Source organism: Mobilicoccus pelagius NBRC 104925, from assembly GCF_000247995.1.
GTDB lineage: Bacteria > Actinomycetota > Actinomycetes > Actinomycetales > Dermatophilaceae > Mobilicoccus > Mobilicoccus pelagius.
Window position 1 is genome coordinate 47,433 of the sequence record NZ_BAFE01000047.1, and the last position, 20,617, is coordinate 68,049.

Below are 20,617 nucleotides of genomic sequence, written 5' to 3' on the forward strand. Positions count from 1 at the left end.
AAGGACCTCCCCGTGAAGCGCATCCTCACCTGCGGCGCCGCCGTGCTCCTCACCGCCCCCCTCGCCGCCTGCGGTGGCGACGACGCCGCCGACGCCCCCGCCGCGCAGCCACCGGCGAGCGCCGCGAGCACGACGTACACGATGGCCGACGTCAAGCAGCACGCCGACCCGAGCTCGTGCTGGACGATCGTCGACGGCAAGGTCTACGACGTCACGCAGTGGATCGGTCAGCACCCGGGCGGCCCCACCCGCATCGAGTCGCTCTGCGGCAACGACGCCAGCGGCGCGTTCAGCGGCCAGCACGGCAACGACACCGCGCCGAAGAACCGGCTCACCACCTTCCAGATCGGCGTGCTCGAGGGTTGATCCGGGCGGCGACCCACGACACGGCAGACCCGGCCCCGGGCCGGTGACACGCCACCCGGGCCGATCCGTCGGAGAACCTCCCCCGGATCGGTGTGGAACGGCCACCGGCGGCCGATGAGGACGCCGTGACCGTGGCAGGTGTGGAGGGCATGGACCCGATGCGGGCGTCGGCGACCGCCGCCGCGACGAACTCGCTCTCCGGTGTCGGTGCGCCTGCACCGACCCCGGCGCCGCCGCGCGTCCCAGGCCGGGACACCCAGCGGCCCACCGGCGGGTTCGAGAACCCGGAGCTCACCTCCGGCCTGCTCTCGGACAACATCACCCCGGTGCAACGCGACGGCCTCGGTCGACTCGGCCGCCTCCTTCGGATGCCGCCCCGCGAACTCCTCGACTCGCTGCGAGGAGGGACGGGCCTCGGGGCACTTCTCGCCGCGCGGCGCCTCGGCTCCCAGGCCCTCTTCGGGATGTTCGACAAGGGGCTGCTCATCGACGCCCAGGCCTGACCCTCCCGGGGCCCGCCCGACGACGAAACCGGTCGCCGATTCCCTGGCGCGGCCCCCACCCGAGGCCCCGTTCATGTCCGAGAATCATGGGGACGGGCCCGAGCTCACGATCCACGAGAGCAGACAGGGCGCCGACGGTGCAGACAGAAGGAGCGGTGGTGGCGATGGTGACCGACAACGGGGAACCGCGGGGCGCGGGTGACGCCGTCGTCACGTACTTCCAACCGTTCTACAACCTGCGCACGGGCAGGCTCCAGGGCCTCGAGGCCCTCGCCCGCAGGGAACGGACCGACCGGTCCGACGACGAACGGCTCCACGCCGGGTTCCTCGCCGAGGCGCAGGAACGCGGACGGCTCCGCGAGGTCGACCTCCAGGTCCTCGACGAGGCGCTCGGCCGCTTCGCCCACCTGCACGTCCCGACTGACGGCGACGGGGACGCGCCACGTCTCATCGTCCGCGTCAACGTCTCCCGCGACACGATCGCGCACCCCTACCTCGTCGCCGACGTCACCGGCGCTCTCGAACGCCACGGCGTCGCCCCGGACCGGCTCCTCGTCGACATCCCCACGGGCCTGTTCCGCGACCTCCACGCCGAGGACGCCGCCCTCGACCGGCTCAGGAGGCTCCAGGACCTCGAGATCTCCTTCTGCCTCGACGGGTTCACCGCGAAGGACCTCGACCTCCTCCCCGCCGCGGCCGCCGTCCCCGTCGACATCATCACGCTCCACCCCTCCGTCCTCGCCGGTGAGGACGGGCCGCTCACCGACCTCGCGCGCGCCGTGCAGGACGAGGGCCTCCCCGTCGTCGCGGCCGGTGTCGAGACACCCGAGCAACTCACCACCGTGCAAGACCTGGGCTTCGAGTGGGCGCAGGGCTTCCTCCTCGGGAAACCCGCCCCGGCAGGTGCCACCCTCTCCCACCCGGTGTTCCTCCCCGAGGCCTGACACCACCACCGGCGACGCCTCCTGCCCGGTCGGTGACGCACGCCCGCGCCCGGTCGAGGCGACGGCTCCTCACGGGCGGCGCCGTCGTCCTCGCCGCGGCCGCGGCGCTCGCCTACGCGGTCGACGCGTTAGGACGGGGCCACCCCTTCCATGCGGTCGCCGGCGCAGCCCTCATCGGCGTCTTCTGCTCCGCTTCGTGCTCCACGGCGTCCGCCCCGTGCGGGTGCGGATACCGCACATGCTCGCGGGACTGTCGTTCCTCGCGTCGCTCGCCGCCAACCGGGTCTCCGCCGACATCGACCCCACGAGCTTCGTCGGCATCTTCCACTTCGGCGGGTACGCCCTCCATCCCTCCGTGCGCGACCTCACGCGGGAGAGGGGAGGACGGGAGGCCTCGGGGTCGACGCCCCGCCGCGCTCATCCTCGTCACGATCTCCCGCGCCCTCCACGAGACGCTCACCGCACGCCTCTCCGCCGCCGCGTTGGCGGCGGTACTCGCCCGCCCGGCTGCTCTCTTGCGCAGGGATGGCTCTTCGGTCGCCCCGACCCAGTGGCGGGCGACCTCGCGTCCCCGCCGAGGGGGCGCACGTCGCGCCCTCCTCCCGACGGAGCACGGCCCCGGACGCGGGAGGCGTCCGGGGCCGTGCGTGGGCAGGGGCCGATCGGTCGGTGGTGGCGCCTCGACGGGGCGCCCGGTTCAGTCGGCCGTGGACTCGCCGGGGGCGAGATCCAGGTGGCGGAGGATCTCCTCGGTGATGTCCTCCGGGGAGCGTCGGACGTCGAGGACCAGACCGCGCTCGTCCCTCCCGAGGGCTTCGAGCGTGTCGAGCTGGGAGCGGAGGAGGCTCGACGGCATGAAGTGACCGCTGCGGCCGCTCATCCGGCCGGACAACACGTCCTCCGTGCCGTCGAGGTGGGCGAACGTCACGTCGCCCGCCTCCCGCAGCAGGTCGCGGTAGGAACGCTTGAGCGCTGAGCACGTGATGATGCTCGACCGCCCCCCACGCCCCCGTTCCGCCATCCACGCGGCGAGGGCCTTCAACCACGGCAGACGGTCCTCGTCGGTGAGGGGCGTGCCGGCCGCCATCTTGTCGATGTTGGCCTGCGGGTGGCAATCGTCGGCCTCGGCGAACTCCCAACCGGTCCGCTCCCGCAGCATGCCCGCGACGGTCGACTTGCCCGAGCCGGACACGCCCATGACGACGACGTGCCGGGGTCCGTTCTCGGTCGCCATGTCAGAACACCGCGCTCAGCAGTGCGGCGAAGACGAACCCGATGACGCCGAGGAGCGTCTCCAGTACCGTCCATGTGCGCAGCGTCGTCTTCTCGTCCATGCCGAGGAACCGGCCGACGAGCCAGAAGCCCGAGTCGTTGACGTGGGAGAGGACGGTGGCGCCACAGGCGATCGCGAGGACGATGCAGACGAGGTCCATCGCCGAGAGGCCCGGCGTGGCGGCGACGGTCGGGGCCATGAGACCCGCGGTCGTCGTGAGGGCGACGGTGGCCGACCCCTGCGCGACGCGGAGCGCCGTGGAGACGAGGAACGCCGCGACGATGACCGGCAGGCCGGTGGCCTGCAGGCTGCCCGCGAGGGCCTCACCGATGCCGCTCGCGCGGAGCACGCCACCGAACATGCCACCGGCGCCGGTGACGAGGATGATCGCGCAGACCGGGGCGAGCGCGTCGTTGCAGACCTTCTCGATGTCCCCGCGGCGGAAACCGGGGCGGGACAGGGTCGCGATGGCGACGAGGAGGGTGATGAGGAGCGCGACCGGCGTCTGACCGAGGAGCCGGAGGGCCTGGACCCACGTCTCCTCCTTGCCGACGACACCGTTCGTCGCGAGCGTGTTGAGGCCGGTGTTGAGGAAGATGAGGAACAGCGGCAGGAGCAGCAGGCCGAGGACGTGCCCGAAGGACGGCCGGCGGGCGGGGTCGACGTCGTGGACCTCGCCGAGCACGGCGGGGACGGGGACGTCGAACCGACGACCCGCGTGGAGACCGTAGAGGTAGGCGCCGAGGTACCACGTCGGCAGACCGACGAGGATGCCGACGATGACGAGGAGACCCATGTCGGCGCCGAGGAGATCACCGGCGGCGACCGGGCCGGGGTGCGGCGGCACGAAGGCGTGCATCACGGCGAAGGCACCGGCGGCGGGAAGGGCGTAGGTGAGGACCGAGCCCCCGAACCGGCGGGCGACGGTGAAGATGATCGGCAGCATGACGACGAGGCCGGCGTCGAAGAAGATCGGGAAGCCGAAGAGGAGCGAGGCGACGCCGAGCGCGAACGCGGCCCGCTTCTCGCCGAAGCGGTTGATGAGGGTGTCGGCGAGCACCTGGGCACCGCCGGTGACCTCGAGGAGGCGGCCGATCATCGCTCCGAGGCCGACGAGGAGCGCGACGTTGGCGAGCGTGCCGCCGAAGCCGTCGAGCAGGGTCTTCATGAGGTCGCCCAGCGGGATCTTCGTGATCACCGCGGTGGCGAGGCTGACGAGGACGAGCGACACGAACGCGTGCAGCTTGACCTTCATGATGAGGAAGAGCAGCACGAGGACGGCTGCGAGCGCGACACCGAGGAGCACTCCGGTGGAGTAGGCGGGCTGTACCGGAGCGGGGTCCGCGGCGATGAGGATCCCGGTGAGTCGTGACACGACGCCTCCTGATTTGAAAAACGAGTGGCACCACTATGGGCCATAAATATGCTCTTTGAGCAGGCATCTGGGAAACAAGCATGATGACTACGCGATGCGGGAGGCGCATCATCACGCCGCGGCGGCGGCGGGGTGACCAGGACGGCCCCGGTCCCAGGAGGGGTGCGGCAGGCATACCAGAGGCGCCCGGAGGCCGGGCCGCGGTGCGCCGCAGGTCACTGACGGACCGTAGGGCCCACCCCCCGCGCGACTCAGTCGGCGTCGCGGTCGCAGAACCACCACGAGGCGGCGGCATTGACCGCCGCGACGCCGAGGACCGACGGCCAGGCACCGATCTGCTTGGCGAGCGGGTGAGAGGCGCCGAACCCGGCGAGGTAGAGGGCCGCGAGACCGCCCGCCGTGGCCGGGCCCTTCTTCGCGAGCCAGGTGCGCCCGGCGTAGGCACCGGCGGCGCCGAGCACGACACCACCGAGCGGCCGGATGCCCGACTCCCGGGCGGTGAGGTAGCCGCCGACGAGGCCGAGGGCGGTGAGGGGTGCGGTGTGGACGTCCTTGGCAGGCATGAGGGTCGTCATGACCCCAGCCTACGAACATCGAGCACACGCGTTCAGGGCGTTCAGGAGGTACGTCGGGCTCAGGGATGCACCGGGTACGCTGGGCTCGCCCGGATGAACCGGCACTGGCCGGCGGAAAGTCGCTGCGGACTGCCGGCGCAGGTGGTTCCCTGGAGCGATGACGACCCCGACCGCACCCGTACCCGAGCTCGTCGACGGCCCCGTGCGCCTCCGCGCCCACCGCGACGACGACGTGCCGGGCATCGTCGAGCAGTGCACCGACCCCGACAGTGTGCGGTGGACGACCGTGCCCCGTCCCTACGGCGAGGACGACGCCCGCGGTTTTCTCGACCTCGTGCGGGCCGCCTGGGCCGACCCCCGCGGCCACCGCTACTGGGCCGTCGAATGGACCGACGACGACGGCGTCCCCCACTTCGCCGGCACGATCGACCTGCGACCCCGCGGATCCGGCGGCGCCGAGATCGGGTTCGGTCTCCACCCCGCCGCGCGAGGTCGGCACGTGATGACGACCGCGGTGCGCCTCCTCGCCCGATGGTGGTTCGAGGGCGGCGGCCGACGGATCACGTGGTGGGCGAACGTCGGCAACGTCGCCTCGTGGCGGGTCGCGCGCGCCTGCGGGTTCACCTGGCACGCGGTCGTGCCGGAGTACCTCCCCATGCCCGACGGCACCCTCGCCGACGCGTGGGTCGCCTCGCTTGGCGCGGACGACGACCCCCACCGGACCTCCGACCTCGACGGCCCGCCCGGGCTGGACGACTGAGGGTCAGGAGTCGTCGACGTCGGGGCGGGTGAGGGCGTCCTGCACCGCGGACTCGCGGCGCCCGTCCTGCGGACCGACGACGGGGATCGGAGACACCCGCGGCTCGCCGAGCGGGGCGATGACGGGCATCTCGTCGGGGCGGGTGCCGCCTCGCACGCCGGGGACGACGTCCTGGACGTCCGCGCGTCCGGCCTCGCGGGCGTCCTCGAGCCACTCCTCCCGCGCTGCCGCGTCGGGAGCGGGCGCGGCGATGACGTGCGGGACGAACCGCGAGTAGTAGTCGGTGACCCACCCGTCGCTCTCACGGATGCCGACGCCGGCGGCGATGCCGCCGACGACCCATGAGCCGAGGACGGCCTTGTTGCCGTCGAACTCCGGCAGCGGGAACCACTGCTGGTAGCACCAGCCCTCGTCGCCGTAGTCGCCCGGCTGCTCGACGTCGAGGCCGACGGCGTGGATGCGAATGTTGTCGCCCTCCCTGCCGTGGAGCGGCTTGGCGACCCACTCCTCGAGGTCGCGTGGCGAGCCGAGGTAGGCGGGCAGGAGATTGGGGTGGCCGGGGTAGGTGTCCCACAGCGCGGCGAGGAGTGCCTTGTTCGAGAGGAGCACCTTCCACGGCGGTTCGAGCCACGTCGTCGAGAGCACGCCGCGCGGATCGGGCTCGACGTACGCGCCGAACGCCTCGCCGAACATCTGCTCCCACGGGTAGAGCTTGAAGCACGTGCGCATCGGCTCCTCGCCCACGGCGACGAAGCAGCGACGGGCCGGGTCGTACCCGATGTCGCCGACCGTGATCGACCCCGTGCGGAGCCCGGCCTGGTCGGCCGTGTCCCGCAGGTACGTCACCGTCATGAGTTCCTCGCCCGTCGGCTCGTCCTCGTGATGGGCGAACCACACGGTCGCGTCGGGCAGTCGGCGCCGCAGCCCCTCCCACGCGAGGACGAGACGCTCGTGGAGGGAGTTCCACTGGTCGAGGTCGGGATGGACGTCCTGGAGCCAGTACCACTGCGCGATCGAGCTCTCGACGAGACCTGTCGGGGTGTCGGCGTTGTACTCGAGGAGCTTGGCCGGGCCCTCGCCGTCCCAGTGGAGGTCGAACCGGCCGATGAGGCTGGGCGGGTAGGCCTCGAGGCTCGCGCGGGCCACGTCGAGAGCGCCGGGCGGGAGGCCGAGATCACCGAACTCCCCGCGGGCGAGCCGGCGGGCGGCCTCGACGCACATGCGGTGGAGCACCTCGGTCGTCGCCTCGAGCTCGTCGACCTCACGCGGGTCGAGCTCGTAATGGGCGCTCTCGAACCAGTAGGGCAGCTCGGTGCCGTCCTCGAGCGGCGTCGTGGGGTAGACGAGGCCCTGGGACTCGACGCGGGCGCGCCAGTCGGGCCGGGGGGTCGAAGGAAGGCGTCGCATCATCCACCGTTGCTCTTGCCGGAGCCGCCGAAGCCGCCCCGCACCGTCGTCGTCTTTCCCCCGTGGACCGACTGGGAGCTCACCGTGCCTCCGCGGCCGTCGACGCCGCCGGTGACGTAGCTCGTGCCGCGGGGGGCGTCGAACGAGCCGCCCGAGACGGGCGCGCCCAGGCGGGGGGCGGAGTACCCGAACGGGATGAAGTACCAGCCGTGATGGACGTGCGTGCCGCCCGAGCCCTCACACTCCGAGTCGGGCAGGCGCGTGTTCGTGTCCTTGTCGACGCAGACGCCCGCGTGGGTCGTGGGCTGGTCGCGGTCGTCGGAGTCGGGCATGAGGACGAGGAGTCCGACGCCGGCGACGGCTGCGGTGAGACCGATCTTCACGCCCGTCGACATGCGCTTGCGCTCTTGCGGAGGCGACACCGTCGCGCCCGAGGCGGAGGGGCGCCCCGAGCGGGGCTCCTCGGTGATCGGCCCGCGGGACGACGTGTCCCGCGGCGTCCATCGGGGCACCTCGGGAATGTCTGCCTGCGGCTGCCACGGGCGCACCGGCGGCGTCGTGTCCTGGGGTTCCCAGGCCGATCCCGGGTCGCCGGCCGGCCAAGGGGCATCCCCGTCCTGTGGCCGTCGCGCGCCGTCACCCGCGTCCGTCATCCGTGTCCCCTCTCCCCGATCGACGGCCCATCCTCCCACCTTCCCCGAGGCAGGGCTGCCCCACAGACGGACGCGTCGCGGCCGGACCCGCCGACGTGCGTCGTGGCCTCGCAGCGGTGTCCGACACGATCCCCGGTCGGGACGGGCGTGGCCGGCGGTCGCGCGCTCGCGGCGCGCGGCGTGTGCCGGAGCCGCGGCCGGGCGTGGGACGCCTACCCTGAGGGGATGAGCGAGACGGGCAGCGTGCGGGTGGACGTCTGGCTGTGGTCGGTGCGGATGTTCAAGAGCCGTTCCCTCGCCACGGCCGCGGTCAAGGCCGGGCACGTGCGCGTCGACGGGGCGCCGGTCAAGCCGTCGACGCCGGTGCGGGTCGGCAGTCGCGTCACCGTGACGGGCGGCCTGCGCCCGCGCCTCCTCGTCGTGCAGCAACTCCTCACCAAGCGGGTGGGCGCGCCCCTCGCCGTCCAGGCCTACCTCGACGAGTCGCCCCCGCTGCCCCCGAAGGAGGAACGCCCCGCCCCCGTCGCCGTCCGCGAACGCGGCGCCGGTCGTCCGACGAAGCGCGACCGCCGCCGCCTCGACGAACTCCGCGGCGAGCACGTCCCCGGTTTCTGATCCGCTTCCGTCCACCCCCACACACGACGACGGCCGCCCCCGGCGAGGGGAGCGACCGTCGTCGCGTGCCGAGGTCAGTGGGTGGAGGCGGCCTGCCGGTCGACGGTGCTCGCGACCGCGGCGACCCGCATCGCCGCGAGGAACCCGAGGACGAGGAACGCCGTCGACAGGGCGATGGCCCACGACGCGGCCGTCGAGAACGTCGCCGGGTCGGCGCCGAAGCCACGTTCGCCGAGACCGGCCGCAAGAGCCGTTCCCGCGAGGGCCGTACCGAGGGCCGAACCCACCTGACGCACCGTGCTCTGGACGGCCGAACCGGTGCCGGAGCGGCCCGTCGGCACGTCGAGGAGGACGGTCGAGGTGAGCTGCGCGGAGGCGAGACCGAGGCCGATGCCGTAGACGACGAGGCATGCGGCGACGAGCCACGGCGACGTCGTCGGGCTCAGCACGAACGCCGTCGCCGCGGCGCCGAGGACCTCGAGGCCGAGACCGAGGAGCACGACGCGCGGCGCCCCGAGGCGGGCGGCGATGTGACGGGCCTGCGCACCGGCGACGAACGCGCCGAGCGCCATCGCGGCGAGGACGACGCCCGAGGTCAGGGTCGTCTCGTGGAGCACCATGACGAGGTACATCGGGAGGACGAAGACGAGCGCGAACTCACCGACCGCAACGGCCGCCGCCGCGACGTTGCCCCACCGGAAGCTGCCGATGCCGAAGAGAGAGAAGTCCATGATCCCCGTGCGGCCCCGACGGGCACGGCACTGCTCGACGGCGTAGAACACGACGAGGAGGAGCGCACCGAGGGCGATCGCGACGGGCGCCGCGGAGACCGCCGCGTGCGCGGGCCACGTGAACCCCCCGAGGTGGAGCGCCTGCTTCGGCGTCCACCAGCCGAGGTCCTGCGCCTCGATGAGGCCGAACACGACGAGGCCGAACCCGGCCGCGCTCGTGAGCGCGCCCAGGACGTCGAGGCCGCCCGTGCCCCGCTCGCCGCGCGTCTCCGGGACGAACTTCAGGCCCGTCGCGACGATCGCGAGCCCGAAGGGGATGTTGACGAAGAAGATCCACCGCCACGAGGCGTACTGGGTGAGGACGCCGCCGAGGAGGGGTCCGACGGCCGCCATGCCCGACATCACCGCGCCCCACACGCCGAACGCCGCCGCACGCTCCTTGCCGCGGAAGATCGCGTTGACCGTGGAGAGGGTCGTCGGGAGGATCATCGCGCCGCCGATGCCCTGGAGGGCACGCGAGGCGATGAGGGCCCCGGCCGAGCCGGCGAACCCGGCGACGATGCTGCTCATCGTGAACACGGCGATGCCGCCGAGGAAGAGACGCCGACGCCCGAACCGGTCGCCGAGCCGCCCGAACGACAGCAGGGAGGCGGCGAACACGACGGCGTAGAGGCTGTTGACCCACTGCGCCTCGGTGAGGTCGAGACGCAGGTTCCCGATGATCTGCGGGAGGGCGACACCGACGATCGTGCCGTCGAGGACGATCATCGACAGGCCCGCGGCGAGGACCCCGAGTGCGGCCCACCGGTGATCCGGGGCGCCGCCTCCCGAGGCCGCCGCGCGGGCGCCGTGGACGTCGCCGCCGAGAGGGGCGGTCGCGGGCGTGGTCGTCGAGGCGACGTGATGCGCCGCGTCGGTGGGCGCGTCGCCGGGGGTCCCCCCGGCGCGGGAAGTGCGGTCTGACATCCCTGGATCTCCTGTGGGCACGGTGATGAGCACGACCCCGGTGCGCGGCGTGTCGGGTCGGCCCGCCGGTGTGCGGCCCGGGAACGTCACCTATTTTAGGGACAGGGTGTCGCTAACTCCACTCGGAGGCCTCCATCGAACGACCGATCGGCCGATGAGGAGGACGCGTCACCGCGAGGAACGACGCACGTCACGCCCCACGCCGACCCGGGCCGCGGCCGGAGAGGAGACCACAGCCATGCCACGGATCGCTGCCGCCACCGTGCGCGAGCACCGCGAGAACGTGCGCACCGCCCTCGTCGACGCCGCCGAGTCGATCGCCCGCTCCGAGGGCGTCGAGGGACTCACGGCGGGCGCCGTGACGAAGGCCGCGGGGATCGCCCGCAACAGCATCTACCGCTACGTCGATTCGGTCGACGACCTGCGAGGACTCGTCCTCGAACGTCACCTGCCGGGATGGACGAGCGCCGTCACCGAGGCCGTCGAGGACGCCGGCGACGACCCCGCCGCCCGGATCCTCGCCTGGGCGGACGCCAACCTCGTCCAGGCCGCCGACACCGGTCACGGCTGGCTCATGGATCTCGCCCGCGGCATCACGCTCGGCACCGGCACCCGCGACGCCGTCGACCACGCCCACCGCGACGCCGAGGACGTCATCCTCGTCGAATGGCGCCGTCTGCTCCGGCGGGCGCCCGCCCCGATGGCGGGTGCGCCGACGAACACCGCGACCGATACCGCGTCGCAAGCCCTTCCGGACGACGACACGGGCGCGGGCACAGGTGGCGAGGAGGACGTGGCGCTCGAACGACGTGCACGCATCGGGGCCGAGCTCACGCGCAGCCTCGTCAACGGCGGGTTCCGCCTTCTCGACCATGGCGACCGTCTCGCCGCCGTGGCCCCGGCCGTGCTCGGGGCGGTCGAGGCGATGCTCCCCACGACCTCCTCCGACCGGGCGCGGAGAAACACGTCCCGGGGCTGAACACCCCGCCGGGGGCGCTGCGTGGCACCCGACCCCGCCGCCTGACCCCACGCTCCCGGTCACCTCCGACACCGCCTCGTGAACGAGGGGCGGAGCGCGCGAAGCGGCCCGTCAGCCGCCGATGCGGCCGAGGAGGGAGTCGTCGAGGTGCTCGAGGAGGTCGGCGGGGTTCTTCCACACCTCCGCGGCACCGGCATCGCGGAGTGCGGCCTCGCCGACGCCACCGCCGAGGACCGCGACGCACGGGATGCCTGCCTTGGTCGCCGCCTGCACGTCCCACACGGTGTCGCCGAGGGCGACGGTGCGCTCGGGGTCGAGGTCGCCCGCCTTCATCGCGACCTCCATGAGGTCGGGGGCGGGCTTGGCCTCCTCGACGTCGCCGGAGGTGGCGGCCGCGGCGAGGACGGACTCGTCGACGCCGATGGCGGGGAGCATCCAGTCGAGGTCGCTCTTGCGACCGCTCGTCGCGATGACGACGGCGAGCCCTCGCCCGTCGCACTCCCGGAGGAGGTCGGCGGCGCGCGGGAAGGCGCGCACGTCGTCCTGGAACGTCTCGTACTCGTTGCCGTGGGTCTCACCGACGGCGTCGTCGGTGCCGCCGGTGACGTACTCGACGAGCCCGTCGCTCGCGATGCCGATGGCGGCGTGGATCGTCGTCATCTCGACGCCGTCGTAGCCGTGCTTGCGCAGGGCGCGGGCCCAGGCGACGACGTGGAGGTAGTTCGTGTCGAGCATCGTGCCGTCGAGGTCGACGATCACTCCGGGGCGGCTCATGAGGGGTCCTCTCGTCGGGGGCGCTGGCGTCGGGGTGGTGGGCGCGTCGGGGTGGTGACGCCGGGAATGTCGGGGTGTCAGACGAACGAGACCCAGCGGGCGGTCTCGCCGACGTCCGTGCGGTCGAGGAGCTCGGGGGTGCCGTCGGCGGTGAGGCGGTAGAGCGCGGCATGCGGGGACTTCTCCCCGACGACGACGACGTGCCGCCCGTCGGGGGCGATGCCGAACGCGCGCGGCTGGGTCTCGGTGTCGATCGTCGAGACGACCTCGCCGAGTCGGCCGTCCTCGCCGAGCGTGACGGTGGCGAGGGTGGAGGCGGTGCGTTCGGAGGCGAGGAGCACACCCCCGGTGCGGTGGACGTCGGCACCCCATCGCAGGTGCTCCTCCGCGGGATCGGCACCCATGACGCTGTGGCCGAGGCCCGCCTCCGGGTCGTCGATGCGCACGGACTCGTCGCGGACGAGCGTGCCGTGTTCGCCGACGACGAACCGGAACACCTCGGCCGAGTACTCGGTGACGAGGTAGGCGACGTCACCGTCGATCTCGAGGTGGCGCGGTCCGCACCCGTCGGGCAGGGCGACGGTGGGCGGGTCGAGCGGGGTGAGCGTGCCGGACTCGTCGACGCCGAACTGGGCGACGAGGTCGTCGCCGAGCGCGACGACGTAGGCGTGCTCACCGCTCGCGTCGGTGACGACGCAGTGACAGTTGGCGTACTCGGTGCGGGAGACCTCCGCGCCGACCTCCCCCTGATCGACGTGCCACGACGCGGCGAACCCTCCGTCGTAGGACGCCCCGAGGAGGGTGGCGCCGCCGGGAGCGAGGAAGACATAGGCGAGCGGGGCCTCGACCTCGCGGCGCGCGACCGGGGTGAGCTCGCCGGACTCCGCATCCAGGCGCAGCGTGACGATCGCGGGTTCCTTCGTCGCCGCGTACACGAGGCCCTGCACGTGGTCGACGGCGAGCGTGCCGCACCCTTCTCCGACCAGCGACGTCGAGAGGGTCGTGAGCGACCCCTTCTCGGGATCGAGACGGAGGGAGGTGATCGTGCCGTCTCCGGCGTTCGCGACGAGGACGAGAGTGGTCATGGGACGACCGTAGCGCCGTGCCCCGACGACCCTTCCCGCAACCCCACGTGTCCGCGCCGCGCACCTGCCTCACCACCGCGCGACGCCCCGCGCCCGAACCTCCTCGTCGAGGGCACCCTCGCGCGCCTCAGCGTCGGGCGCGCATGTCGCGGACGTTGACGAGGTTGCCGCACTGCGTCGAGCAGTAGCGGCGGGAGCGGTTGCGCGAGAGGTCGACGAGGACCCCGTCGCAGTCATCCCGTGCGCACGTGTGGAGGCGGTCGAGCTCCCCGGCGCGGACGACGTCGACCATCGCCATCGCGAACTCGATGGCCATGCGGGTGGCGAGCGGCTGTTCGGGGGAGGTGGCGTGGAGGTGGTAGTCCCACCAGCCCTCGTGACGGACGAGGCGCGGGAGGGCGCGACCCTGCTCGAGGAGGTCGTTGATCTCCTCGACGACGCCGTCCTCGTCCCGGCCCCACAGGCCCCGCAGCCGGACGGCGAGCCGCCGGACCTCGTGGAGCTCGGCGTCGTCGTGGGTGCGGGAACCGGTGAACTCCCACTTCGCGCAGAAGGAGTCGAGATCCTCGGGGGTCGTGAGCCGATCCGCGGCGACCCCATTGACGAGATCGACGGTCGTCTCGAGCGACACCCGAGTGTCATGGGCGAAATTCACCTTGACTCCTGACTCCGATGGTCCTTACCGTCATGATCGTAAGTCTGCTTCACCACTGACATCCGCACGGGCCGACCGGCCACCCGACTCGACGAGGAGTCCCCATGCACATCGACGGCGACCTGGCCCGCGACGGCGCCTGCTGCGTCCGCGGCGTCACCACACCCGAGTACGTCGAGCTGGCCCGCGCTGCCGTCGACGCCGTTCTCGCCGACCTCTCCCCCGGCGCCAAGCGGGCGAGCACCGGCGACGACGGCGCGTTCGTCGAGGACTTCTGTCGCTGGCAGGACGTCCCCGAGATCGAGCGGTTCGCCCGCGAATCCGGGGTCGCCCAGGTCGCCGGCCAGCTCATGGGCGCCCGCCAGGTGCGGCTCTACCACGACCACGTGCTCGTCAAGGAGCCCGGGACACGGCAGCGCACCCCCTGGCACCAGGACCAGCCCTACTACAACGTCGCGGGCGCCCAGAACGTCTCGATGTGGTTCCCGGTCGACCCGGTGGCCCGCGAGTCGACGCTCGAGTTCGTCGCGGGATCCCACCTCGGACCGTGGTTCATGCCGCGCACGTTCCTCGACGACCAGGCCAAGTGGTTCCCCGAGGGCAGCCTCGCCGAGCTGCCGCAGATCGACGGCAACCCCGAGTTCACGATCCTCGGCTGGGAGCTCGAACCGGGCGACGCGGTGTTCTTCAACATGGCGACCCTCCATGCCGCGGGCGGGGTGTCGGGCACGCACCGCCGCCGCGTGCTCTCCCTGCGCTTCCTCGGCGAGGAGATGCGCCACGCTCCGCGGGCGTGGACGACGTCCCCGCCGTTCCCCGGCCTCGTCGACGAGCTGCCCGACGGCGCCCCGCTCGACCACCCGCTCTTCCCCGTGCTCTGGGAGCGTGACACCGCGGCGGCGTGAGCGCCCCGCCCGCCGCCTCGCGTCACCGTGGGGGCGGCGGGCAGAATCGGGCGGGTGCAGTGCGACTACTTCGACGCCGGGATGTGCCGGTCGTGCACCCGCATGGGTGAGCCCTACCCCCGCCAGGTCGCGGAGAAGGACGCACGGGTGCGCGAGATCGTCGGCCCCCGAGCCGGACTCGCCTGGGAGGAGCCGTTCGCCTCACCGGAGTCCCATTTCCGCGCCAAGGCGAAGATGATCGTCGGCGGCACCCCGGAGGCGCCGACGTTCGGCATCCTCGACGGCGACGGGCACGGGATCGACCTCCGCGCCTGCGGACTCCTCGGCCCGGCGACGACGGCTGCGATGCCCGTCCTCGCCGAGTTCGTCACCGCCCAGGGGTTGCGCCCCTACGACGTGCCGCGACGCACCGGCGAGCTCAAGAACGTCCACGTGCTGGAGTCCGAATCCGGCGAGCTCATGCTGCGATTCGTCCTCCGCTCGGAGGGACAGGTCGGACGCATCCGCCGCGGCCTGCCCGCCCTGCAGGCGGCGCTGCCCGGGTTGCGGGTCGTCTCGGCCAACCTCCTCCCTCAGCACGCCGCCCTCCCCGAGGGCGACGAGGAGATCCTCCTCACCGAGGAGTCGACCCTCGCGACGGCGGTCGGTGACGTCGTCCTCCACCCGATGCCCGGCGCGTTCGTCCAGACGAACACCGCGGTCGCGGCGGGGCTGTACCGCCAGGCGGCGACGTGGATCGACGAGACCCTCCCCGACCTCACCCACCGCGGCGACGGCACCCCACCTCGGATCCTCGACCTCTACTGCGGCATCGGCGGATTCGCGCTCCACGCCGCGGCGCCCGGGCGGGACGTCCTCGGCGTCGAGGTGAGCGCGCCCGCCGTCGCGAGCGCCCGTCGCAGCGCGGAGGAGGCCGGCCTCTCCGCGCGATTCGAGGTGGGAGACGCGACGGCGTACGCCGAATCCCTCGACGAGGCGCCCGATCTCGTCGTCGTCAACCCGCCGAGGCGCGGCATCGGGACCCGTCTGTCGACGTGGCTCGAGAACTCCGGCCTGCGCGCCGTCGTCTACTCGAGCTGCAACCCCACGACCCTCGCACGCGACCTCGACGCCATGCCGTCCCTGCGGCCGGTGCGCGCCCGCCTCTTCGACATGTTCCCGCAGTCCGACCACGCCGAGGTCCTCATGCTCCTGCGCCGCGCCTGAGCACCGGCCACCCGACGGGCCCGGGGACGAGGACGTCCCCCGGTCCAGGGGATCGGGCGGGGGACGTCGGACGTGTGGGGGCAGGACCTGCATCGGCAGGGTGACGTGTCAGGGGCGCACGCTCGTGCCCGCCACCCACGTGCGGCAGCCGTCGAGGAATGGGGGACACGATCCAGTGGCGCGAACTCTTGGCCTGGTCGAACTGCGCCGCGTAGGCGAGTTCGAGCTCGGCGAGGTCACTCGCCGTGAGGCCGCCGCGCATCGTCGTCGCGATGACGTCGATGCGCCTGTCCGCCCCGTGGCGGCCGACCGCCTGCGCACCGCGGATCGCGTCGGTCTCGGTGTCGACCAGGAGTTCGAGGGTTTGCCCCTCGGCACCCGGGCAGTACCCGGCGCGTGAGAGGGGTGGGTGTGGATCGCCCGGTAGGGACGCCGCGCGGCGGCGGACGGACGCCGCTCGTTCCAGCCGACGGTGACGACCTGGAGGCCGCACACCCCGACGACCGCCGCGCCGAGGACGGGCCGGGCGGCGACGTCACGGCCCGCGATCGTGTCGGTGATGCGATGCCCCTGGAGGTTGGTGGTGTTCGCGAGGGGGACGAGCACCTCCTCACCGTCGATCGCGTCGCACTTGGCGACGGCCGACGTGGCACGGCAGAGGCCGCAGTTCGCGAACGACACGTGGCCGCCGCGCTCGACGACCGTGATGCTCGCGTGCTCGTCGAGACGACGCAGTCGGGTGGCCGCGGACATTCCGGCGGCGACGCCGCCGACCATGACGATGTTCATGGCCGATTGATACCGGGGGGGGTATCCGTACGTCAGGCCCGCCGCGCGCGCAGCGCCCACCCCGAGGCGCCGATCCCCGACACGCCTCCCCCGTCCGACACCCGCCCGCGAGGGCACCCTGGCAGGCTGGCGTCATGACCGACCCGAGGGACGACACGACGACCGTCCACACCCCTGACGGCGCCCTGCTCGCGGTGCGCGAGGGCGGCCCCGCGGGCGGCCCGCCCCTGCTGCTCCTCCAGGGGCAGGCGACCTCCATGCGATGGTGGCGCCGACTGCGCACGCGGTTCGAGGACACCTATCGCACGGTGACGATCGACTACCGCGGCACAGGCGACTCCGAGGCCCCGGTGGACGACTGGACCACCGAGACCTTCGCCGCCGACGCCGCCCACGTGATGACGGAACTCGGCCACCCGACGTTCCGCGTCTACGGCACGTCGATGGGTGGGCGCGTGGCCCAGCACCTCGCCGCCGAGCATCCCGACCGCGTGGAACGTCTCGCCCTCGCTTGCACGTCCCCCGGAGGCCCTCTCGCCACCGAACGCGACGACGAGGTGCGCCGCCTCCTCGCCTCACCCCCCGGCGACGAGCGCACCGAGCGGGTCCTCCGCCTCTTCTACACCCACGCCTGGGACGGATCCGCGGACGACACCGACCTCCTCGGTGACGGGGCGACGAGCCCGGCGGCGAGCCTCGCCCACCTGCGGGCGAGCTACGGGCACGACGCCTGGTCGCGCCTTCCGGACATCACGGCACCCACCCTCGTCCTCCACGGCACGGCCGACCCGATGGTGCCGTCCCAGAACGCGGAACTCCTCGAGGCGTCGATCCTCGACTCACGGCTCGTCCTTCGCGACGGGGGCCGCCACGGGTTCTTCGACGAGTTCGCGGACGAGCTCGACCTCGTCCTCGCCCCGTTCCTCCGCTGACCCCTCCTCCTTCATACCCCCAGGGGTATTGGCCTACCGTGATGACGAACGAGCCACGACGACCCGATCCCAGGAGACCCCCATGTGCCGTCCCGTTCCCTGCTTTGTCTGCGGCAAGACCACGTGGGAGGGCTGCGGCCAGCACGTCGACCAGGTCAAGGCCCAGGTGCCCGCCGACCAGTGGTGCCCCGGCCACGGCGACGCCCGCACGCACTGACCTCCCGCGCCGCCGCGCGCATCCCTCGCCGTCGGGCCCGGGTGCGGGTCGCCCGACCCACCACGGGCCCCCACCGCCCCAGGAGTCCTCATGCAGCTCGATCCCGCCGACATCGGCCAGGCCCTCACCCGGTTGCGACGCGCCCACGGCCAGCTCGGCGCGGTCATCCGCATGATCGAGGAGGGCCGCGACTGCCGGGACGTCATCACCCAGCTCTCCGCGTGCAGCTCCGCCCTCGACCGGTCCGGGTTCTCCCTCATCACGACCGGCCTCCAGCAGTGCATGACCGACGACCCCGACCGCGAGGCCGACCTCGACGCGATGGAGAAACTCTTCCTCTCCCTCGCCTGAGCACCTCGGCCGCCACACCCCGCGCGGTCCTCCCACCCTCACCTGCGTCACGAACGGCCGCCGGCGGCGCGGCCGGAGCGCGTCCCGACCGGCGGACGAACCCCACGGTGGGCGAGAGGCTCCTCCTCCCCGGCCGGGCCTCCCCCGCCGCCGACGACCCCCACCACTCGCGCACGCCACGTCCGCACGGTCCCGCCGCCCACCGCCGGCGTCGGGCGCGTGCCCAGGGCGGGACGATCGACGCGGAGGGCGGCGTGACACCGTGGTCGTCATGACGGACGAGGAGACCATCGACGCCGGCGTGAGGGGCCACGACACCGCGGACGGGGCCGACCCGGCCGCCCCCAGGGAGATCACGGCGCCGCCCGGAGAGGTCCTCGCCCCCGTCCGTGAGCGGTACGCGCACTGGCTGCGTCTCGACGACGCGGGCGTCGACCAAGATCGCCACGAGGACCCCGAGCAGGTGCGGGCCATCCAGATCGTCCTCCATCTCGAGAAGCAGGCGCCGCCGAGCCGTCGGCGCGCGCTCGAACTCGCCGCCCGCGGGTGCGCCCTCCTCTGCCTCCACCCGCGCAGCGCCCCCGGCGGTCCCTGGCACGACGATGTCGCCGCCTACGGCCACGGGCACATCCGCAAGGTCACCCGCCGCGCCCGCGGTGCCGCGTGGGAGACGACCGCCGACCTGCCGGGCCTCACGCTCACCGACGACGCGACCGGCACGGAGATCCGCGTCCTCACCCCCGGCCTCGTCGCCCGGCTCGACAAGCGGGTCGCGAAGCTCCAGGTCTCCGGCACGGACCTGCCCACCGAGGATCCCGCCGACCCCACCGACGTCCCGACCGCGGGCGGGGTCACCGGCGAGGACGCCCCCGTGCTCACGTGCGTCGTCCCGGCGGACCTCGAGATGACCGCGGGGAAGCTCATGGCCCAGACCGGCCACGCCGGCATGATCGCCGCGGCCGTCGCCGCCGGGGAGGACGGCGACCTCCTCGCCCGCTGGCACGCGGCGGACTGCCCCGTCCGCGTCGAGAGCGCCCCGGAGTCGCGATGGGCCGAGCTCCTCACCTCCGTGCACGACCCCGAGCGGGCCTGGCGCACCCACCACCGCATCGCCGTCCGCGACGCCGGCTTCACCGAGATCGCCCCCGGCACCGTCACCGTCGTCGCCGACCTCCGCTGACGCGTGGGCCGCCCCCCATGCACGGCCTCATCACCACCCGACCCACCGGTCGGCTCCGCCACGGCCTCGTCTCCTCACGCCGCAGCGGCGGCCGACATCGTCACCGGGCGCGGCCGGCCACCAGGGGCCGTCCACGACCCCACCTGATGCGGTAGCCGCCCCGTCTGCCTCGAAGGACGACCAGAAGTCCGGGCCCATCTCGATGATGCCCACGTCGCCGCAGGTCACGTGGGTCGCGGTGAGACGGCGTTGACGTTTCGGTCGTCGTTCGAGACGGTCCACACCCTCCTCGTCGGGTAGCGGCCGTCCCCAACCCCGCGAACGGTGCGACGAGCCGGGGCAGAGCCCGCCCGACGATGATGCATGCCGTCCCACCCCGACCCCCTCCCTCCCCCACCGGCCCGCCGTTCCCGCGACGCCGACGCCCTCGTCGCCTACGTCGAGACCGTCGGGGGCATCGCCGACCGCCGACGCGTGCGTCGGCGCTTCACCGCCGGCGCGCTCCGGGGCGCCCTCGAGGACGGCAGGATCCGACCCGTCGGCCGGAGCGGACTGGCGTCGGCGTCGGCGGCGGCCGACCTCGTCGCGGCCCGCCGCGTCGGCGGGGTCCTCTCCCACCGGTCCGCCGCCGCCTGGTGGGGCTGGCCCCTCCTCGACCCGCCCGCCGTCCCCGACGTCGCGGTGCGGCGTGGGACGAACGTGCGGGCTCTCCGCCGCGGCTGCGCCGTCCATTGGCTGTCCCTCCGCGACGGCGAGGTCCGCGACGGGGCGACGCCACCGCTGCGCACCGTGCTCGACTGCGCGGCGTCGCTCCCGTTCGACCAGGCGCTCGCGGTCGCCGACGGCGCTCTCCGCTCGGGGCTCGTGGAGAAGGGCGAGCTCGTCGAGGCCGCCGACACGGCCCGGGGGTGTGGCGCGGGTCGGCGCCGCCGGGTCGCGGCGGCAGCGGACGGGCGCGCGGCCAACCCGTTCGAGTCCGCGCTGCGGGCCACGCTCCTCGACGTTCCGGGGCTCCACCTGCAGCCGCAGTTCGCCATCCGGGGTCCGAGACTGCCGGGCGGCGTCGACTTCGCGGCGCGGGTCGACCTCGCCGACCCGGTGCGGCGGATCGTCGTCGAGGCGGACAGCTTCGAGTACCACGGCGGACGTGACGGGCTCCGCCGTGACGCGGTCCGGTACGACGAGCTCGTGGCCCGGGGATGGCGCGTCGTCCGCGTCACCTACGACGACCTCCGCGGCAACCCCGAGTGGGTTCGAGCCGTCGTGCAGGCGGTCGTCGACGGCCTGTCGGCGGGCGACTGACTCGAACGACGACCAGAACTCTCACCCCGCGCCAGATCCGATCTTCCGACCTGCGGGGTCACGACTCCCTCTGG

The 20,617-nt window shown here is 73.2% G+C and carries 23 protein-coding genes; 13 read left to right on the top strand and 10 right to left on the bottom strand.

From position 1 onward, the window contains the following. Positions 1–12 precede the first annotated feature (12 nt). The 3 genes from MOPEL_RS15860 (at position 13) to MOPEL_RS06630 (ending at position 1,813) form a co-directional block, all read left to right on the top strand. Positions 13–366 carry a cytochrome b5 domain-containing protein gene (locus MOPEL_RS15860; RefSeq protein WP_009482096.1) on the top strand — a complete coding sequence of 118 codons (354 nt, stop codon included), beginning with the start codon at positions 13–15 and terminating at the stop codon, positions 364–366. Between the two features lie 125 nt (positions 367–491). Beyond that, a complete protein-coding gene (locus MOPEL_RS06625; protein WP_009482097.1) occupies positions 492–869 on the top strand; it encodes a hypothetical protein in 378 nt (125 codons plus the stop codon). Between the two features lie 164 nt (positions 870–1,033). Next, a complete protein-coding gene (locus MOPEL_RS06630; RefSeq protein WP_009482098.1) occupies positions 1,034–1,813 on the top strand; it encodes an EAL domain-containing protein in 780 nt (259 codons plus the stop codon). Positions 1,814–2,510: 697 nt separating this feature from the next. Here MOPEL_RS06630 and MOPEL_RS06635 read toward each other — a convergent pair. From MOPEL_RS06635 to MOPEL_RS06645, 3 genes are all read right to left on the bottom strand, one after another. Beyond that, entirely contained in the window at positions 2,511–3,047 is a 537-nt protein-coding gene (locus MOPEL_RS06635; RefSeq protein WP_009482100.1) for a gluconokinase, read from the bottom strand. A gap of 1 nt (position 3,048) precedes the next feature. Next, the gene (locus MOPEL_RS06640) at positions 3,049–4,443 is read right to left on the bottom strand and encodes a GntP family permease (protein WP_245544731.1); all 1,395 of its coding nucleotides are present in this window, start codon (positions 4,441–4,443) and stop codon (positions 3,049–3,051) included. A 269-nt stretch (positions 4,444–4,712) separates the two neighbouring features. Next, positions 4,713–5,036, bottom strand: a complete 324-nt coding sequence (locus MOPEL_RS06645; RefSeq protein WP_009482102.1) for a hypothetical protein — start codon at positions 5,034–5,036, stop codon at positions 4,713–4,715. A gap of 157 nt (positions 5,037–5,193) precedes the next feature. On the opposite strand from MOPEL_RS06645, the gene MOPEL_RS06650 reads away from it, so the two are divergent. Next, positions 5,194–5,796 (top strand): GNAT family N-acetyltransferase, encoded by a 603-nt coding sequence (locus tag MOPEL_RS06650; RefSeq protein WP_009482103.1) that lies wholly within the window; start codon positions 5,194–5,196, stop codon positions 5,794–5,796. Between the two features lie 3 nt (positions 5,797–5,799). On the opposite strand, the gene MOPEL_RS06655 is transcribed toward MOPEL_RS06650, so the two are convergent. After that, entirely contained in the window at positions 5,800–7,203 is a 1,404-nt protein-coding gene (locus tag MOPEL_RS06655; protein WP_083841773.1) for a glutathionylspermidine synthase family protein, read from the bottom strand. Further along, complete coding sequence (locus MOPEL_RS06660) at positions 7,203–7,598, bottom strand: hypothetical protein (RefSeq protein ID WP_141631225.1); 396 nt, start codon at positions 7,596–7,598, stop codon at positions 7,203–7,205. The genes MOPEL_RS06655 and MOPEL_RS06660 overlap by 1 nt, the downstream gene beginning before the upstream one ends. Before the next feature lie 483 nt (positions 7,599–8,081). Between MOPEL_RS06660 and MOPEL_RS06665 the strand changes: the two genes are divergently transcribed. Further along, positions 8,082–8,471: an RNA-binding S4 domain-containing protein gene (locus MOPEL_RS06665; RefSeq protein ID WP_040633326.1), complete on the top strand. Its 390-nt coding sequence runs from the start codon at positions 8,082–8,084 to the stop codon at positions 8,469–8,471. A gap of 74 nt (positions 8,472–8,545) precedes the next feature. Here the strand turns inward: MOPEL_RS06665 and MOPEL_RS06670 are convergent, their stop codons facing one another. Next, positions 8,546–10,168, bottom strand: coding sequence for an MFS transporter (locus MOPEL_RS06670; protein WP_009482107.1), 1,623 nt, complete (start codon positions 10,166–10,168; stop codon positions 8,546–8,548). A gap of 238 nt (positions 10,169–10,406) precedes the next feature. On the opposite strand from MOPEL_RS06670, the gene MOPEL_RS15865 reads away from it, so the two are divergent. After that, the gene (locus MOPEL_RS15865; RefSeq protein ID WP_009482108.1) at positions 10,407–11,147 is read left to right on the top strand and encodes a TetR/AcrR family transcriptional regulator; all 741 of its coding nucleotides are present in this window, start codon (positions 10,407–10,409) and stop codon (positions 11,145–11,147) included. Between the two features lie 111 nt (positions 11,148–11,258). Here the strand turns inward: MOPEL_RS15865 and MOPEL_RS06680 are convergent, their stop codons facing one another. From MOPEL_RS06680 to MOPEL_RS06695, 3 genes are all read right to left on the bottom strand, one after another. Further along, a complete protein-coding gene (locus tag MOPEL_RS06680; RefSeq protein WP_009482109.1) occupies positions 11,259–11,921 on the bottom strand; it encodes an HAD family hydrolase in 663 nt (220 codons plus the stop codon). Positions 11,922–11,998: 77 nt separating this feature from the next. After that, complete coding sequence (locus MOPEL_RS06690) at positions 11,999–13,006, bottom strand: lactonase family protein (protein WP_009482110.1); 1,008 nt, start codon at positions 13,004–13,006, stop codon at positions 11,999–12,001. 127 nt (positions 13,007–13,133) lie between these two features. Further along, positions 13,134–13,661 (bottom strand): CGNR zinc finger domain-containing protein, encoded by a 528-nt coding sequence (locus MOPEL_RS06695; protein ID WP_009482111.1) that lies wholly within the window; start codon positions 13,659–13,661, stop codon positions 13,134–13,136. 104 nt (positions 13,662–13,765) lie between these two features. On the opposite strand from MOPEL_RS06695, the gene MOPEL_RS06700 reads away from it, so the two are divergent. Beyond that, positions 13,766–14,566 (top strand): phytanoyl-CoA dioxygenase family protein, encoded by an 801-nt coding sequence (locus MOPEL_RS06700; RefSeq protein ID WP_009482112.1) that lies wholly within the window; start codon positions 13,766–13,768, stop codon positions 14,564–14,566. Positions 14,567–14,620: 54 nt separating this feature from the next. Beyond that, on the top strand, positions 14,621–15,772 hold the full coding sequence (locus MOPEL_RS06705; protein ID WP_009482113.1) for a methyltransferase domain-containing protein: 1,152 nt from the start codon (positions 14,621–14,623) through the stop codon (positions 15,770–15,772). On the opposite strand, the gene MOPEL_RS18935 is transcribed toward MOPEL_RS06705, so the two are convergent. Further along, a complete protein-coding gene (locus MOPEL_RS18935) occupies positions 15,750–16,265 on the bottom strand; it encodes an oxidoreductase dimerization domain-containing protein (protein WP_373279732.1) in 516 nt (171 codons plus the stop codon). The genes MOPEL_RS06705 and MOPEL_RS18935 overlap by 23 nt on opposite strands. Positions 16,266–16,695: 430 nt before the next feature. On the opposite strand from MOPEL_RS18935, the gene MOPEL_RS06715 reads away from it, so the two are divergent. The 5 genes from MOPEL_RS06715 to MOPEL_RS06730 all read left to right on the top strand — a co-directional run bounded on the left by MOPEL_RS06715 (position 16,696) and on the right by MOPEL_RS06730 (position 20,543). Then, on the top strand, positions 16,696–17,493 hold the full coding sequence (locus MOPEL_RS06715; RefSeq protein WP_009482116.1) for an alpha/beta fold hydrolase: 798 nt from the start codon (positions 16,696–16,698) through the stop codon (positions 17,491–17,493). An 82-nt stretch (positions 17,494–17,575) separates the two neighbouring features. Beyond that, complete coding sequence (locus MOPEL_RS18725) at positions 17,576–17,710, top strand: DUF8730 family Cys-rich protein (protein WP_009482117.1); 135 nt, start codon at positions 17,576–17,578, stop codon at positions 17,708–17,710. A 90-nt stretch (positions 17,711–17,800) separates the two neighbouring features. Continuing rightward, the gene (locus MOPEL_RS06720; protein ID WP_009482118.1) at positions 17,801–18,061 is read left to right on the top strand and encodes a metal-sensitive transcriptional regulator; all 261 of its coding nucleotides are present in this window, start codon (positions 17,801–17,803) and stop codon (positions 18,059–18,061) included. Between the two features lie 271 nt (positions 18,062–18,332). Then, positions 18,333–19,241, top strand: a complete 909-nt coding sequence (locus MOPEL_RS06725) for a peptidyl-tRNA hydrolase (RefSeq protein WP_141631226.1) — start codon at positions 18,333–18,335, stop codon at positions 19,239–19,241. 363 nt (positions 19,242–19,604) lie between these two features. Further along, positions 19,605–20,543: an endonuclease domain-containing protein gene (locus MOPEL_RS06730; RefSeq protein WP_009482121.1), complete on the top strand. Its 939-nt coding sequence runs from the start codon at positions 19,605–19,607 to the stop codon at positions 20,541–20,543. Positions 20,544–20,617: the final 74 nt, after the last annotated feature.

What these genes read in the sequence shown, in the direction of transcription:
- MOPEL_RS06700 (WP_009482112.1), top strand. Translation starts at nt 13,766, where the DNA reads ATGCACATCGACGGCGACCTGGCCCGCGACGGCGCCTGCTGCGTCCGC.
- MOPEL_RS15865 (WP_009482108.1), top strand. Translation starts at nt 10,407, where the DNA reads ATGCCACGGATCGCTGCCGCCACCGTGCGCGAGCACCGCGAGAACGTG.
- MOPEL_RS06715 (WP_009482116.1), top strand. Translation starts at nt 16,696, where the DNA reads ATGACCGACCCGAGGGACGACACGACGACCGTCCACACCCCTGACGGC.
- MOPEL_RS06650 (WP_009482103.1), top strand. Translation starts at nt 5,194, where the DNA reads ATGACGACCCCGACCGCACCCGTACCCGAGCTCGTCGACGGCCCCGTG.
- MOPEL_RS06730 (WP_009482121.1), top strand. Translation starts at nt 19,605, where the DNA reads ATGCCGTCCCACCCCGACCCCCTCCCTCCCCCACCGGCCCGCCGTTCC.
- MOPEL_RS06645 (WP_009482102.1), bottom strand. Translation starts at nt 5,036, where the DNA reads ATGACGACCCTCATGCCTGCCAAGGACGTCCACACCGCACCCCTCACC.
- MOPEL_RS06670 (WP_009482107.1), bottom strand. Translation starts at nt 10,168, where the DNA reads ATGTCAGACCGCACTTCCCGCGCCGGGGGGACCCCCGGCGACGCGCCC.
- MOPEL_RS06660 (WP_141631225.1), bottom strand. Translation starts at nt 7,598, where the DNA reads ATGTCGACGGGCGTGAAGATCGGTCTCACCGCAGCCGTCGCCGGCGTC.
- MOPEL_RS06655 (WP_083841773.1), bottom strand. Translation starts at nt 7,203, where the DNA reads ATGCGACGCCTTCCTTCGACCCCCCGGCCCGACTGGCGCGCCCGCGTC.
- MOPEL_RS06665 (WP_040633326.1), top strand. Translation starts at nt 8,082, where the DNA reads ATGAGCGAGACGGGCAGCGTGCGGGTGGACGTCTGGCTGTGGTCGGTG.
- MOPEL_RS06680 (WP_009482109.1), bottom strand. Translation starts at nt 11,921, where the DNA reads ATGAGCCGCCCCGGAGTGATCGTCGACCTCGACGGCACGATGCTCGAC.
- MOPEL_RS06635 (WP_009482100.1), bottom strand. Translation starts at nt 3,047, where the DNA reads ATGGCGACCGAGAACGGACCCCGGCACGTCGTCGTCATGGGCGTGTCC.
- MOPEL_RS06690 (WP_009482110.1), bottom strand. Translation starts at nt 13,006, where the DNA reads ATGACCACTCTCGTCCTCGTCGCGAACGCCGGAGACGGCACGATCACC.
- MOPEL_RS06725 (WP_141631226.1), top strand. Translation starts at nt 18,333, where the DNA reads ATGACGGACGAGGAGACCATCGACGCCGGCGTGAGGGGCCACGACACC.
- MOPEL_RS18725 (WP_009482117.1), top strand. Translation starts at nt 17,576, where the DNA reads ATGTGCCGTCCCGTTCCCTGCTTTGTCTGCGGCAAGACCACGTGGGAG.
- MOPEL_RS06720 (WP_009482118.1), top strand. Translation starts at nt 17,801, where the DNA reads ATGCAGCTCGATCCCGCCGACATCGGCCAGGCCCTCACCCGGTTGCGA.
- MOPEL_RS06630 (WP_009482098.1), top strand. Translation starts at nt 1,034, where the DNA reads ATGGTGACCGACAACGGGGAACCGCGGGGCGCGGGTGACGCCGTCGTC.